The organism is Streptomyces sp. Mut1 (assembly GCF_030719295.1).
In the GTDB taxonomy this organism is placed as follows: domain Bacteria; phylum Actinomycetota; class Actinomycetes; order Streptomycetales; family Streptomycetaceae; genus Streptomyces; species Streptomyces castrisilvae.
Genome location: NZ_CP120997.1, coordinates 692955 through 707748, shown reverse-complemented (window position 1 = coordinate 707748; position 14794 = coordinate 692955). Strand labels below are relative to the sequence as shown.

13 protein-coding genes are annotated in these 14794 nt (G+C 69.3%); 9 read left to right on the top strand and 4 right to left on the bottom strand.

Translation table 11 applies throughout. The features are described from left to right. Positions 1 to 33 precede the first annotated feature (33 nt). A complete protein-coding gene (locus P8A18_RS02715; RefSeq protein WP_371933757.1) occupies positions 34 to 753 on the top strand; it encodes a L,D-transpeptidase family protein in 720 nt (239 codons plus the stop codon). Positions 754 to 772: 19 nt separating this feature from the next. Here the strand turns inward: P8A18_RS02715 and P8A18_RS02710 are convergent, their stop codons facing one another. Beyond that, entirely contained in the window at positions 773 to 3748 is a 2976-nt protein-coding gene (locus tag P8A18_RS02710; RefSeq protein ID WP_306051407.1) for an FAD-binding and (Fe-S)-binding domain-containing protein, read from the bottom strand. A gap of 56 nt (positions 3749 to 3804) precedes the next feature. Beyond that, complete coding sequence (locus tag P8A18_RS02705; RefSeq protein ID WP_018555349.1) at positions 3805 to 4248, bottom strand: MarR family winged helix-turn-helix transcriptional regulator; 444 nt, start codon at positions 4246 to 4248, stop codon at positions 3805 to 3807. Positions 4249 to 4453: 205 nt separating this feature from the next. On the opposite strand from P8A18_RS02705, the gene P8A18_RS02700 reads away from it, so the two are divergent. Both P8A18_RS02700 and mltG read left to right on the top strand, forming a co-directional pair. Continuing rightward, a complete protein-coding gene (locus tag P8A18_RS02700; protein WP_306051404.1) occupies positions 4454 to 6262 on the top strand; it encodes an ABC transporter ATP-binding protein in 1809 nt (602 codons plus the stop codon). A gap of 97 nt (positions 6263 to 6359) precedes the next feature. Beyond that, positions 6360 to 7208, top strand: a complete 849-nt coding sequence (gene mltG / locus P8A18_RS02695) for an endolytic transglycosylase MltG (RefSeq protein ID WP_306051402.1) — start codon at positions 6360 to 6362, stop codon at positions 7206 to 7208. Positions 7209 to 7224: 16 nt separating this feature from the next. Here mltG and P8A18_RS02690 read toward each other — a convergent pair whose 3' ends face one another. Then, complete coding sequence (locus P8A18_RS02690; protein WP_306060638.1) at positions 7225 to 8352, bottom strand: NAD(P)-binding domain-containing protein; 1128 nt, start codon at positions 8350 to 8352, stop codon at positions 7225 to 7227. 134 nt (positions 8353 to 8486) lie between these two features. Here P8A18_RS02690 and P8A18_RS02685 point away from each other — a divergent pair, with 134 nt between their 5' ends. After that, a complete protein-coding gene (locus P8A18_RS02685; protein ID WP_306051400.1) occupies positions 8487 to 8909 on the top strand; it encodes a secondary thiamine-phosphate synthase enzyme YjbQ in 423 nt (140 codons plus the stop codon). 144 nt (positions 8910 to 9053) lie between these two features. Here P8A18_RS02685 and P8A18_RS02680 read toward each other — a convergent pair whose 3' ends face one another. Continuing rightward, positions 9054 to 9719: a nitroreductase gene (locus P8A18_RS02680; protein WP_306051398.1), complete on the bottom strand. Its 666-nt coding sequence runs from the start codon at positions 9717 to 9719 to the stop codon at positions 9054 to 9056. Positions 9720 to 9993: 274 nt separating this feature from the next. Here P8A18_RS02680 and P8A18_RS02675 point away from each other — a divergent pair, with 274 nt between their 5' ends. The 5 genes from P8A18_RS02675 to P8A18_RS02655 all read left to right on the top strand — a co-directional run bounded on the left by P8A18_RS02675 (position 9994) and on the right by P8A18_RS02655 (position 14719). Then, positions 9994 to 10122: a hypothetical protein gene (locus P8A18_RS02675; protein ID WP_306051396.1), complete on the top strand. Its 129-nt coding sequence runs from the start codon at positions 9994 to 9996 to the stop codon at positions 10120 to 10122. A gap of 253 nt (positions 10123 to 10375) precedes the next feature. Next, the gene (locus tag P8A18_RS02670) at positions 10376 to 11398 is read left to right on the top strand and encodes a LacI family DNA-binding transcriptional regulator (protein WP_306051394.1); all 1023 of its coding nucleotides are present in this window, start codon (positions 10376 to 10378) and stop codon (positions 11396 to 11398) included. Between the two features lie 234 nt (positions 11399 to 11632). Continuing rightward, the gene (locus tag P8A18_RS02665) at positions 11633 to 12877 is read left to right on the top strand and encodes an extracellular solute-binding protein (RefSeq protein ID WP_306060636.1); all 1245 of its coding nucleotides are present in this window, start codon (positions 11633 to 11635) and stop codon (positions 12875 to 12877) included. Positions 12878 to 12938: 61 nt separating this feature from the next. Then, entirely contained in the window at positions 12939 to 13823 is an 885-nt protein-coding gene (locus tag P8A18_RS02660) for a carbohydrate ABC transporter permease (RefSeq protein ID WP_306051392.1), read from the top strand. Positions 13824 to 13834: 11 nt separating this feature from the next. Further along, the gene (locus tag P8A18_RS02655; protein WP_306051390.1) at positions 13835 to 14719 is read left to right on the top strand and encodes a carbohydrate ABC transporter permease; all 885 of its coding nucleotides are present in this window, start codon (positions 13835 to 13837) and stop codon (positions 14717 to 14719) included. Positions 14720 to 14794: the final 75 nt, after the last annotated feature.

Sequence of the window (14794 nt, the reverse complement as noted above, 5' to 3'; positions counted from 1 at the left end):
CATGGGCGGATGCATATAGCCGGTGCGGTACGAGTGGTGGTCTCGGCGGCCGCCTGTGGTGTCCTGCTCACGACCCTGACGTCCTGCGGCGACAGCCAGGACACGAAGAAGCGCGGCGCCGGGCGGTCGGCCGCCGCGGAGAAGGGCAAGCAGAAGGAGCAGACCACCGGCCTGAAGCGCATCCCCGATGTGGGCGACCGGCTCCAGTCGCAGATCCCGGCCGAGTCCCGGCAGGTCGTCGCCGTCTACGGCGCGGGCAAGGACTCCGCCGACTCCACCGTCGTGCTCTACACCAAGTCCGGCTCCACGTGGGACAAGGTCGCCGGCTGGAAGGCGCACAACGGCAAGAAGGGCTGGGCGTCCAACCACCACGAGGACGACAAGCGCAGCCCGGTCGGCGTCTTCACCCTCAGCGACGCGGGCGGTGTGCTGGCCGACCCCGGCGCCCTCCTCCCGTACACGCGGTCGGCGTCCATCCAGGCCCCGCACTACTGGGCGAAGTCCCACTGGCACGACTTCGACTACGTCATCGCCATCGACTACAACCGGGTCAAGGGCACCCCGCCCAACGACCCGACGCGCCCGCAGGGCCAGTCGAAGGGCGGCAGCATCTGGCTGCACATGGACCACGGCAGCGGGACTTCGGCGTGTGTGAGTGTGTCGAAGCCGGCCATGGAGAAGCTGCTGCGCACCTTGGACCCGAAGCAGCACCCGGTCGTGGTGATGGGCGACCGGGCGAGCCTGAGCGCCTGACAGGCCGCCACCGTACGCTTCAGCCGGAGCCGGAGCCGGAGCCGGAGCCGGAGCCGGAGCCGGAGCCGGAGCCTGGGCGGGTTGCCCATTCGAGCTCCATGAGCGCCGAGTGGTAGGAACGGCCCGTCGCCCGGTCCATTCCGATCTCGCACATCCGGTTGGCCGAGAGATACGCGTCGTACTCCCGGGGCCGGACCTCGGCGCCCTCCTTCGCCGTGGCGGACGCCGTCAGCTCCTCGTGCAGCATCCCCCGGTCGCCCGCGAAGCCGCAGCACGCGGCATCGTCGGGGATCACTGCCTCGTGCGCGCAGGCCTCCGCGACCGCGCGCAACCGGTCCACATCGTCCAGGTGCTCCATGGAGCAGGTCGGGTGCAGCACGGCGGAACCGGTCCGACGCAGCACCGTGAGTCCGGGCAGGAGCTCGTCCGCCGCCCAGACCAGGGAGTCGACCACCGTCAGCTCGCGGTGCAACTTCCGGTTGTCCTCGGTGAGGTACGGGACGACCTCGTGGGCGATGCCCAGCGTGCAGGAGGAGGCGTCGACCACCAGGGGCAGCTTTCCACCGGCCGTCCAGCCCCAGGCGGCCTCCACGATCCGGTTGGCCATGACGGCGTTGCCCGCGTTGTACCCCTTGGAATGCCAGATGGTCGCGCAGCAGGTCCCATGGACATCGTCCGGGATCCAGACCGGCTTGCCCGCACGGGCCGAAACAGCGACCACGGCCTGCGGCAGCGAAGGGCCCTGATACCCGTCCGGGCTGCCGAAGATGCGGTTGACGCAGGCCGGGTAGTAGACCGCGCTCGCCCCTGCCCGGGACGTGCGCGGCAGCTTCCGGGATGCCGCCCCGGGGATTTCCGGAAGCCACTCGGGGACGAGATCCGGGTTTACCGCGCGGCGGGCGAGACGCGTGACACCCTGAAGCAGCCGGTCGTCGATCCGGCTCGCCGCGGCCACGGCCAGCCGTGCCGCCGTCTCCGCGGCGCGGAAATGCTTCGCGGCGAGGGCGGCGATCCGCTCCTCGCGCCGGGAGTGACGCTGATGACGGAAGTCCTTCATCATGGCGCCGGTGTCGATCCCGACCGGACAGGCGAGCTTGCAGGTCGAGTCACCGGCACAGGTGTCCACGGCGTCGTACCCGTAGGCGTCCACCAGACCCGTCTCCACGGGCGAGCCGCCGGGCTGGCGCATCATCTCCCGCCGCAGCACGATGCGTTGACGCGGCGAGGTGGTCAGGTCGTGGCTGGGGCAGGTCGGTTCGCAGAAGCCGCACTCGATGCAGGGGTCGGCGACCGGCTCGACCTTGGGAATCGTCTTCAGCCCACGCAGGTGCGCCTTCGGATCACGGTCGAGGACGATCCGTGGGGCCAGGATGCCGTCCGGGTCGATGACCTGCTTCGTACGCCACATCAGCTCGGTCGCCCGCGGGCCCCACTCCAGTTCGAGGAAGGGGGCGATATTGCGTCCCGTGGCGTGCTCCGCCTTGAGCGATCCGTCGAACTGCTCCACCGTCAGCCGGCAGAAGTCGGCCATGAACGCGGCGTATCGGTCGACGTCCGCCGGCCGCGCCGCGTCGAAGGCCAGCAGGAAATGGAGGTTGCCGTGTGCGGCGTGGCCCGCGACGGCGGCGTCGAAGCCGTGCTCGGCCTGGAGCGCGAGCAGTGCCTCGCAGGCGTCGGCCAGCCGGGAGGGCGGGACGGCGAAGTCCTCCGTGATCAGCGTCGTGCCCGAGGGGCGGGAGCCGCCGACCGCGGTGACGAAGGCCTTGCGGGCCTTCCAGTAGCCGGAGATGGTCCGGGCGTCCCGGGTGAACTCATTGGTCACGGAGGTGACCGGACGGACCAGGTCGAGCCGGCGTACGACCTCGGCCGCCGCCCGCTCGTACGCCTCCTGGCCCTCGTCGTCCGGGGCCCGGAACTCCACCAGCAGCGCGGCGGTCTCCTTCGGCAGTCCGGCCCAGTCGGCGGGCACCCCCTGCACGCTGACGGAGGCCCGCAGGGTGTTCCCGTCCATCACCTCGACGGCGATGGCGCCCGCCTCGTTGAACAGCGGGACGGCGGCGGCCGCGGCGGTCAGCGAGGGGAAGAACAGCAGCCCCGTCGAGATCCGGCGGTCCAGCGGCAGCGTGTCGAAGACGACCTCGGAGATGAAGCCGAAGGTGCCCTCGGACCCGACCATCAGCCCGCGCAGGATCTCCACCGGGGTCGAGCCGTCGAGGAACGCGTCGAGCCGGTAGCCGTTGGTGTTCTTGATCTCGTACTTGGCCCGGATGCGGGCCGTGAGCGCGGCATCGGCCTCGATCTCCGCCTTCAGCGCCAGCAGCCCCTCGCACAGCCGCGGCTCGGCACGGGCCAGATCCTCGTCGGCCGCCGGGTCGCCGGTGTCCACGACCGTGCCGCTGGGCAGCACGCAGGTGAGCGAGGCGACCGTGCGATACGAATTACGGGTGGTGCCGGCGGTCATCCCGGAGGCGTTGTTGGCGACGACTCCGCCGATCGTGCAGGCGATGGCGCTGGCCGGGTCGGGCCCGAGCAGCCGGCCGTACCGGGAGAGAGCCGCGTTGGCGCGCACCACCGTCGTCCCCGGGCGGATACGGGCACGGGCACCGTCGTCCAGGACCTCGATGCCCGCCCAGTTCCGCCGGACGTCGACGAGGATGTCCTCACCCTGCGCCTGGCCGTTGAGGCTGGTCCCCGCGGCGCGGAAGACGACGTTGCGGCCCTTGCCGTGGGCGTACGACAGGATCGCGGAGATGTCGTCGATGTCCTCGGGGACGACGACCACCTGCGGCACGAACCGGTACGGACTGGCGTCGGAGGCGTACTTCACCAGGTCGGAGATCTTCCAGAGCACCTTGTGCGCGCCGAGCAGGGCGGTCAGCTCGCCGCGGAGCGGTTCCGGCGTGCCTTGCGCCCGGCCGTCGGGAACACGGTCGTGGGACGGCGGGCGTGCCGCAGTGGGGCGCAGGATGTCGGGATTCGGCTCCAGCAGCGGCATGGTCAGGTCTCCTCGGCGGTTTGGCGGTTCGGCGGCTCGGCGCTGCGTCCCGTGGGTCAGCAGCGGCGCTCCGGCATTCCGTTGACGAGAGCGGTCAGCAGTCCGCCGAGCACCTCGCGCTGATCGGCGGTCAATGGAGCCAGGATCTCCTCTGCGGCTGCCCGGCGCGCGTCGCGCAGCGAACGGAGTGTGGCGATGCCCTCGTCCGTGATCTCGATCCGGACCACTCTGCGGCTGTCCGGATCAGGGATGCGCCGCACCCGGCCGCCGGCCTCCAGAGCGTCCACCAACGTGGTGACCGCGCGCGGGACGACATCGAGGCGCTGTGCGAGATCCGCCATCCGGGGCGGACCGTCGTAGTGCGCCACGGTGCGCAGCAGCCGGAACTGCGCGGGCGTGATATCGATCGGCTCCAGCTGGCGGCTCTGAATGCGCTGGAGCCTGCGCGTCAGCCGCAGCAGCTGTTCGGCGAGCAGGCCGTCGGGGTCGGAAGAATCCATGGGAGGGAGACTATCAGGACTCCGCTCATTGTGAGTAGAGGTAACAATGGACTATGCTCTCATTCGGCTCGACCGTCGGGGTCGCGATTTCCGCGCCCGGACAGCCGTGCCCCCGCCCTGCCCCACGTACCGCGGACGCGCGTGACCGTCACGGACGGCCGTGCACCGCCCCAGCCCCGTAGCCGCACGCCCGACGAAGGAGCCCATGAAACCCGACGAACCCACGTGGACACCCCCGCCCAGGGATGCCGACCGGCCGCCCGCCGAGCTGCGCCGCATCCTCCGCCTCTTCCGGCCGTACCGCGGCCGCCTCGCCGTGGTCGGACTGCTCGTCGGCGCCTCGTCGCTGGTCTCGGTCGCCTCGCCGTTCCTGCTGCGCGAGATCCTGGACACCGCCATCCCGCAGGGGCGGACCGGGCTGCTCTCGCTGCTCGCTCTCGGCATGATCCTGACCGCCGTGATGAACAGCGTCTTCGGCGTGCTGCAGACCCTCATCTCGACCACGGTCGGCCAGCGAGTGATGCACGACCTGCGCACCGCCGTCTACGCCCAGCTGCAGCGGATGCCGCTCGCCTTCTTCACCAGGACCCGTACGGGTGAGGTCCAGTCCCGGATCGCCAACGACATCGGGGGCATGCAGGCGACGGTCACCTCGACGGCCACCTCACTGGTCTCCAACCTCACCGCGGTCATCGCCACCGTCGTCGCCATGCTGGCGCTCGACTGGCGGCTCACCGTCGTCTCGCTCCTCCTGCTGCCGGTCTTCGTCTGGATCAGCCGCCGGGTGGGCCGCGAGCGCAAGAAGATCACCACCCAGCGCCAGAAGCAGATGGCCACCATGGCGGCCACCGTCACCGAGTCGCTCTCCGTCAGCGGCATCCTGCTCGGCCGCACGATGGGCCGCTCCGACTCACTCACCCGGGACTTCGCCGAGGAGTCCGAACGCCTGGTCGACCTCGAAGTGCGCTCCAGCATGGCCGGACGCTGGCGGATGTCGACGATCGGCATCGTCATGGCCGCCATGCCGGCCGTCATCTACTGGGCCGCGGGCATCGCCCTCCAGTCCGGCGGTCCCGCCGTCTCCATCGGCACGCTCGTCGCCTTCGTCTCGCTCCAGCAGGGCCTGTTCCGTCCGGCCGTGAGCCTGCTCTCCACCGGGGTGCAGATGCAGACGTCGCTCGCGCTCTTCCAGCGGATCTTCGAGTACCTCGACCTCACCGTGGACATCACGGAGCCGGAGAATCCGGTGCGCCTGGAGAAGATCCGGGGCGAGGTCCGCTTCGAGGACGTCGACTTCAGTTACGACGAGACCAGCGGCCCGACCCTCAGCGGCGTCGACATCACGGTGCCCGCGGGCGCCGGACTCGCCGTCGTCGGTGCCACCGGTTCCGGCAAGTCCACCCTCAGCTACCTCGTGCCCCGGCTCTACGACGTGACCGGAGGCCGGGTGACGCTCGACGGGATCGATGTCCGTGAGCTGGACTTCGACACCCTCGCCCGCGCGGTCGGCGTGGTCTCCCAGGAGACGTACCTCTTCCACGCCTCGGTCGCCGAGAACCTGCGCTTCGCGAAGCCGGACGCGACGGACGAGGAGATCGAGGCGGCGGCCCGCGCGGCCCAGATCCACGACCACATCGCCTCACTGCCCGACGGATACGACACCCTCGTCGGTGAACGCGGCTACCGCTTCTCCGGAGGCGAGAAGCAGCGCCTGGCCATCGCGCGCACGATCCTGCGCGACCCCCCGGTGCTGATCCTCGACGAAGCGACGAGCGCGCTGGACACCCGTACCGAAGGCGCCGTGCAGGAGGCGATCGACGCCCTCTCCGCCGGACGCACCACCATCACCATCGCCCACCGCCTCTCCACCGTCCGCGACGCCGACCAGATCGTCGTCCTGGACTCCGGCCGCGCGGCGGAGCGCGGCACCCACGAGGAACTGCTCCAGCAGGACGGGCGGTACGCCGCCCTGGTCCGCAGAGACACGGAGCCGGCCCCGGTGGCGGCGGGCTGACCGGCGGCGGCCGGTCCCGGCTCGTGCTGTGCCGGGGGGCATGCCGTCGAGAAGCGGGGTCCCCGCTGCGGGGACCGGCGGGGGATAGCGTGCCCGCATGGCGCACGAGACCCCGGACAACCGGCCTCACCGCAGACTTCGTCCGACCCGGCGCGGCCGTCTGGTGCTGCTCATCGGCGCCGTGCTCGTGCTCGCGGTGGCCGCCGCCGTGCTCGTCCCCCTGCTGACGAGGGAACCCCGTACCGAACAGCCCCGCACGCTGGTGATCCCCGAGGGATGGCGGGCCACGCAGGTCTACGCGGCCGTCGACAAGGCCCTCGGCCGGCCCGCCGGCACCACCGCGAAGACCGTGGCGACGGCGGACCTCCCGCTCCCCGCCGCAGCGAAGGGCAACCCCGAGGGCTACCTCTTCCCGGCGACGTACCCCGTCACCTCCGCGACGACCCCGCAGAGCCTGCTGCGCTACATGGTCGACACGGCGGTCGAGCGCTTCGGCGCGGACCACATCACGGCCGGAGCGCGGCGCAACGACGTCACCGTCTACCAGACGGTGACCATCGCCTCCATCGTCCAGGCCGAGGCGGACACCGAAGCGGACATGGGCAAGGTGGCCCGGGTCATCCACAACCGGCTCGCCCGCGGGATGCCGCTCCAGATGGACTCCACCCTCAACTACGCGATGAACCGCAGCACGCTGGACACCACCACGGGTGACACCAAGATCGACAGCCCCTACAACAGCTACGAGCACAAGGGCCTCCCGCCCACCCCCATCGGCAACCCGGGGGAGCAGGCGATGACATCGGCGATCGGCCCGACCCCCGGCCCCTGGCTGTACTTCGTGACGGTGGCCCCCGGCGACACCCGTTTCACCGACGACTACGCGGAGCAGCAGCGCAACGTGGCGGAGTTCAACCGCAACCGCAGGAGTGAGGGGGAGGGCTGACGGGGAACGCCGGGATTCACGCGGCCGACGCGACCTCGGCAGCGGCCCCGATCCCGTCCACCGCTCCCGCACCCTCCTGCTCCCGTTCCCTCTCCCGCCGGAGTAGTTCCCCGATGGCCCGGACGGCGGCTCGTCCGGCGCGGTTGGCGCCGATGGTGCTGGCGGACGGCCCGTACCCGACGAGGTGGACGCGCTCGTCCCGCACGGCTCGCGTGCCCTCGACCCGGATGCCGCCCCCGCGCTCCCGCAGCCGCAGCGGGGCGAGATGGTCGACGGCGGCGCGGAAGCCGGTCGCCCAGAGGATGACATCGGCCTCGACAGCGCGGCCGTCGTCCCAGGCGACGCCGTCCGGCGTGATCCGGTCGATCATCGGCAGCCGGTCGAGCACCCCGGACTCACGGGCGTGCCGGACGGCGTCGGTGACGGGCAGCCCGGTGACGCTCACCACGCTCTGCGGTGGCAGCCCGCGCCGGACCCGTTCCTCCACCATCGCCACGGCGGCCCGTCCCTGCTCCGCGCCGAACGGCCCGTCCCGGAACACCGGCGGCCGACGCGTCACCCAGTACGTCTCGGCCGCCACCTCGGCGATCTCCATCAGATGCTGCGTACCGGAGGCGCCACCGCCCACGACGACGACTCGCTGCCCGGCGAACTCGGCGGGCCCCGGGTAGTCGGCCGTATGCAGTTGCCGGCCCCGGAACGTCTCCTGCCCGGGGTAACGAGGCCAGAACGGCCGGTCCCATGTGCCCGTGGCGTTGATCAGGGAGCGCGTCGCGTACGTGCCTTCGGAGGTCTCCACGAGCAGCCGCCCGTCCTCCCCCTCACGTACGGCGCTCACCTCGACCGGCCGGTGCACCCGCAGCCCGAACGTGCGCTCGTACCGCGTGAAATACTCGCCGATCACCTCGGACGAGGGCCGCTCGTCGTCCGCGCCGGTCAGCTCCATCCCGGGCAGCGAGTGCATGCCGTGCACCTTGCCGTAGGTGAGCGACGGCCACCGGAACTGCCACGCGCCGCCCGGAGCGGGCGCGTGGTCGAGGACCACGAAGTCACGGTCCGGCTCCAGTCCGCCGCGTCGCAGGTGGTAGGCGCCGGACAGACCCGCCTGCCCGGCCCCGATGACTACGACGTCCACCGACCGCATCCCGAAATCGTTCACGCTTCTACCAACTCCGGAAGCCCGCCGGAACTTCCCGCGACGGGCCGGCCACGGCCGAAGCACCCGACGCGCACACGCGATCAGCGGCATCGGACCCGGAGAGCGGCAGGATGGGCGCCATGTCTTCTCCCTTCACCACCACCGTCCTGCACCTCACCACGGGCTCGACGGAGACCGTCACCGACCTGACATCGGACTGCGAGCAGTTCCTCACTCGCGCGGCCGCCGGCCGTGACGGCCTCCTCAACATCTTCGTCCCGCACGCCACCGCCGGAATCGCCATCCTGGAGACCGGCGCGGGCAGCGACGACGACCTCCTGGCGGCCCTGCGCACGCTGCTCCCCGCCGACGACCGCTGGCAGCACCGCCACGGCACCCCGGGCCACGGCCGCGACCACGTGGTCCCGGCCCTGATCCCCCCACACGCGACGCTGCCGGTGATCGCGGGACGACTGGAGCTGGGAACCTGGCAGTCGGTGTGCCTGGTGGACACGAACGTCTCTAATGACAACCGTCAGGTTCGGCTGAGCTTCCTGGGATGAGCGGGATCGCTCCCGGGGGCCGTGTCACCGATGCCGCGCACCATGCGTGCGCCGACGGGACAACGGAGAGGATTCCGCACGGCACGGCCCCCCGATTCTGTGCCGCGCCTGGCCGGAGGAGGCGCGGCACGAGAACACAGCGCCTCACGCTCCGATGAAGCTGACGGTTTCCGTCATGTCCGCCCGCCCGGTACGCAGCGGTGGCACGCCTTCCTCCTCGAATCCCACCGCGACTCCGCAGAACAGCACGAGCCCCTCATCGGCTCCGACGATCTCGCTCACGGTCCTGCGATACATCGTCCACATCACCTGGGGGCAGCTGTGCAACCCCTCCGCCCTCAACAGCAGCATGATCGTCTGGAGATGCATCCCCGCGTCCCCCCACTGACCGGGCCCCATCGCCTGATCGAGGTAGCAGAAAAGCACGACCGGAGCCCCGAACGCCTGCGAGTTCAAGGCGGCGATCCTCATGGGCCTGTCGGGGTCGTGGCGTTCGATCCGCAGCGCCTCGTACCGCTGAGCAGCGGCGGCGGAAAAGCGGTCCACGTACGGTGAGGCCAGTTCAGCCGGGTACATCGGATACTGCCGCTCGTCCCCCGGGTCTCCCGCCAGCGCTCTGGCTGTCGCGCGGTTCTTCAGCTCGGCCAGGGGCTCGCCGGTCACGACATACACATGCCACGGCTGGAGGTTTCCACTGGACGGAGCCCGTGTCGCAGCGGCCAGTACGCGTTCGAGTGTCGCCTTGGGCACCGGCTCATCGCTGAACGCCCGTACAGCCCGGCGGCTGTCCACGGCCTCATACACATCCACGTCTGCTCTTCCTCCCGCTCGACGGAGAGCCGCCCCTCCACCGTCCTCAGCACACACACGAGGCAACAGGTGATCCGGATCGTACTTCCGTCTTCCGTCTTCCGTCTGGCGGTCGCCCTGTGGACCGGGGCGCCGGGGCGACCGGCCTCCGCGTGTTCCTGCGGCTCCAACGTCCAGCAGGAACCGAACAGATGGAGCACACGTCTCTCGCACTTTGACTTCTGACGAGCCACAGGGGCATGCGACCTCCACCGGGCTGAGCTCGCAGTCCGCCGTGTCCGTGGATCTGCCGACGGTCAACGAATGCTGGGGCTGGCCCGAAGGCGGCTGGCTGTTCCCCGAAGCCATCGCGGCCAGACCGCGCTTCCTCTGCTTCCTGTTCTTCGTCCTGCACGCCGGCTAAGGGGCAGGTACCGAAGCGCTTCAGGAGCCCAGCAGCGGCCGTGTGACAGCCGCTCGCAGGGCGTCGTGGACCGCATCCGGCGTGCTCGACGTCGTCGCGGCGGATGCGGCGGCAGCGCTGTACGCGCGGCTGGGCTGCGCGTTGACGGCCACGGTTGAGCAGCGGCCAGGGCGCGACGGCGGCGAGGTGACAGTGACATCGTAAGTTTGCGTTGGCTTGATAATTTTTTGCGGGCTCGTTGTATCGTGCTCTCATGACAACGAAGTTGATCCAGGTGGCAGAGTTCGCCGGCGTGAGCCAGTTGACGGTCCGGCGCGTGCTGAACAGCAGCCCGAGCGTGGCCCCGGCGACGCGGGAGCGGGTTCTGCGGGCGTTGGATGTTCTGGGTCTACAGCGTCCGGCGGCCGCGGCGAACGAGCGCTCGCCCCTGGTGGGCCTCGTGGTCCCGGACCTTCAGAACCCGGTGTTTCCGTCCTTCGTGGAGGCCCTTGCGGGGCGCCTGAACAAGCGGGGATACGTACCGGTTCTTTGCACACGCACAGCGGATGGCGTCTCCGAGGCCAACTATGTCGAGATGCTGCTGGCGCAGAACATCGGCGGGATCGTGTTCGTCGGTTCCAGCTACACGGACGTCGGCGCGGAGCAGGGTGCGGCGCTGAAGGAGCGGCAGGTGCCGATGGTGCTGGTCAACGTCGCCGATGAGAATCCGGATCTGGTGCAGATCTCGGCCGATGACACGCAGGCCGTACAGCAGGCAATGCTGCACCTGGAAGGCATGGGGCATGAGCGCATCGGGCTCGTGATCGGTCCCGGCGGCCACGTTCCGTCCGTCCGCAAGCTGCGCGGGTTCGCGGAGTTCTGGCGGGCCAGGGGGGTTGGCCAGGAGTGGTGGCTGCCCTGGGTCGGGCACACGCTGTTCTCGCTGGAGGCGGGTGCCCGTGCCATCTCCGACCTCCTGGGCCAGGGGGTGACCGCAGTGGTTTGCGGAAGCGACACGCTCGCGCTGGGGGTCGTGCGGGGTGCTCGCCGGGAGGGGCTGCGGGTCCCGGAGGATCTGTCGGTGGTGGGTTTCGACGACTCCGCCTTCATGAGCGCGGTCGATCCCCCGCTGACCACGTGCCGGCAACCGGTCGCCGCGATGGCCGAAGCTGCGGTCGGGGCTCTCACGGAGCAGATCCAGAACCGCCGGACCGCGCCCGGTCTGACCCTGTTCCAGGCGGAGCTGATCGTCCGGTCATCCACCGCTAGACCGAGTGATGCCAGGTCACGGCCGTAATTATCAATGTTTTGCAACTTGTCATTGACTTTTTACATGAGTGACTTCTACCTTCTGCGTATCCGCTGGCGCTTCGGTTGACCGGGTCGCGAGCGCAGCGCATCCAAGGAAGGCAGAACTGTCATGGGCGGAACGCGGAGTCGCCGCAGACTCATCGGCGTGGGCATAGCCTGCGTCCTCACCGGAGGGCTTGCCGCTTGCGGCGGCTCGACGTCCTCGGGCGGCAAGGACGGTGTGGTCACCATCTCGGTGAACGGCATGCCGCCCAAGACCCAGCCGGTGGACCGCAAGTACTTCGAGGACGACGTCAAGGCCTTCGAGAAGGAACACCCGAAGATCAAGATCGATGCCCGCGAGGGGCAGATGGACCCCAAGACCTTCTCCGCGAAGCTTGCCGGGGGTCAGCTGGAGGACGTCTACTACGTCTACTTCACCGACCCCGCGGGTCTCATCCAGCGGCGTCAGGGCGCGGCGATCACCGATTACGTCAAGAACACGCCGCGCGTCAAGGACATCAAGCCCGAGTACCTGAAGGTGTTCACCGGGCCCGACGGGAAGCTGTACGGGCTGCCGAACGGGCAGTACTCGCTCGGCCTGATCTACAACCGCGCCCTGTTCAAGAAGGCCGGCCTCGACCCGGACAAGCCGCCCACCACATGGGAAGGGGTCCGTGCGGCCGCCAAGAAGATCACCGCGCTGGGCGACGGGACCGTCGGATACGCCGACTACAGCAAGAACAACCAGGGCGGCTGGCACTTCACGTCGTGGGTCTACTCGATGGGGGGTGACATCGCCGCCCAGAAGGACGGGAAGTGGAAGGCGGCCTTCGACAGCAAGGCCGGCCACGACGCGCTCCAGATGCTGCACGACATGCGCTGGACCGACAACTCCATGGGGACACGGCAGCTGCTGCAGATCGATGACGTCCAGAAGATGATGGGTTCCGGCAAGCTCGGTATGTACATGGCGGGGCCGGACAACATCCCCACGATCGTCAAGCAGTTCGAGCGCGAGTACAGCGAGTACGGCGTGGCCGCGATGCCCGGCAAGGCCACCCTCGGCGGCGGCAACGGCTTCATGTTCAACCCCAAGGCGTCCCCCGAGAAGATCGAGGCCGGCATCGAGTGGGTCCTGTGGAAGTACCTCAACCCGGACCGCACGGAGTTCGAGGACAAGCGGGCCTCCGGCAATGATGTGCCCATCGGGCTGCCTCTGGACCGCCTCTTCAACGGCGCGGCCGAAACCGAGCAGGACCGCGCACACGAGAAGTACGCCAACGTGCCGCAGGAGAACTACGAGCCGTTCGTCGAGCGGAACGCACTGCTGGACCAGAAGGTCGAACCGCCGAACGCGCAGCAGATCTACACCGTCCTCGACGGAGTCATGCAGGCGGTCCTGACCAAGAAGGACGCCGATCTCGACCAGCTCCTCGTGGACGCGTCCAAGAAGGTCGACACCATCCTCGCGACGGTCCGTTGACATGGCGGCTCCGACCCTCACCCGGGAACCGAAGTCCCCTCCGACGCCGCGGAAGACCGGCATGAACAACCCGAGCAGGCGTCGGCGCCGCCTCAGCGAGCACCTCGTTGCCTACAGTTTCCTCGGAGCGGGCGTCCTCTGCTTCGCCCTCTTCTCCTGGTACCCGATCGTCCGCGGCTGGCTGCTCGGCTTCCAGGAAGTGACGTTCTCCCAGCCCGCCACCTGGGTGGGCTGGGACAACTACCGCCGGCTCTTCGCCGACCCGCTCTTCGTGACGGCGTGGAAGAACACCGGGTACTTCACCCTCCTCGCCCTCGTCTTCGGGTTCGCCGCGCCCTTCCTCACCGCGGTCGTCCTCAACGAGTTCCGCCACGCGCGTTCCTACCTGCGCATGACCGTCTACCTCCCGGTCATGCTGCCGCCCATCGTCACCATGCTGCTCTGGCGCTGGTTCTACGACCCGGGCCCAGGCCTCTTCAACAACGTTCTGGAGACCTTCCACCTGCCGGCCCAGCAGTGGCTCGAGTCGGAGAACATCTCGATGATCTCCCTCGTGCTGGTCTCCACCTGGGCCAACATGGGAACCACGACCCTCATCTACCTCGCGGCGCTCGGCTCGATCCCCGGTGAGGTGTACGAGGCGGCCGAGCTCGACGGCGCCTCCATCCGCCAGCGGCTGTGGCACGTGACGATCCCGCAGATGCGGTTCATCCTCATGATCACCCTGCTGCTCCAGATCATCGGCACCATGCAGGTCTTCATCGAACCGTACGTACTCACCGGCGGCGGACCCGACGACGCCACGGTGACGGTCCTGCTGCTGCTCTACCGCTACGCGTTCGTCTACAACGACTTCGGCATGGCCAGCGCCATGAGCACCGTGCTCTTCATCGTCCTCGGACTCTTCGCGGCGGTCTACCTACGGCTGACCCGCGGCAAGGGCTGAAAGGAACGACCATGCCCGAATCCCGCGAACGCACTCTCATCGCCCCCGCCGAGATGAACCGGCGCACCGGCCGCTTCCTCTACTGGTTCGTGCTGTGCTCGACCGTCCTCGGTTTCACCCTCGCTTTCGTCTTCCCCCTGTACTGGATGGCCGGCGGAGCGCTCAAGTCCTCCTCCGAACTGGCCGACCAGAACCCCACCCTCATCCCGCACAGCTGGCACCCGGAGTCCTACTCCGAGGCATGGGCGAACGTGGGCCTGAGCGACTACTTCCTCAACACCCTGCTCCTGGCCGCCGGAGCCTGGCTCACCCAGCTGCTCGTCGACGTGGCCGCGGCCTACGCCCTGTCCAAACTGCGCCCGGCCCTCGGCAACATCGTCCTGGGCATGATGCTGGCCACTCTCATGCTGCCGGTCTCCGCCCTGCTGGTGCCGACGTACCTGACCGTCACCGACGTGCCGCTGTTCGGCGTCAACCTGATCAATACGCCCTGGGCGATCTGGCTGCCGGCCTGCGCGAACGCCTTCAACATCTTCATCCTGAAACGCTTCTTCGACCAGATTCCCACCGAACTCCTCGACTCCGCACGCATGGACGGCGCCGGACCGCTGCGCGTCCTGGTGTCCGTCGTCCTGCCGCTGTCCCGGCCAGTACTGGCAGTGGTGTCGATCTTCGCCGTCGTCGGGGTGTGGAAGGACTTCCTCTGGCCGCTGCTGGTGCTCCCGGACCCGGCACGCCAGCCCATCACCGTCGCACTCAACCGGCTCGCCGAGTTCATGCCCGCCAACCAGCTCCTGGCCGGCATGGTCATGGCCTCGATCCCGCTGCTGGTGATCTTCCTGATCTTCCAGCGGCACATCATCGCGGGCCTCACCGCGGGCAGCCTCAAGGGCTGACCCGGCACCGCCGGGGCCGAACCCCTCCACGCCCGACAACAACCCCCACAGACCGGGCCCCCCCATACCTTCCTG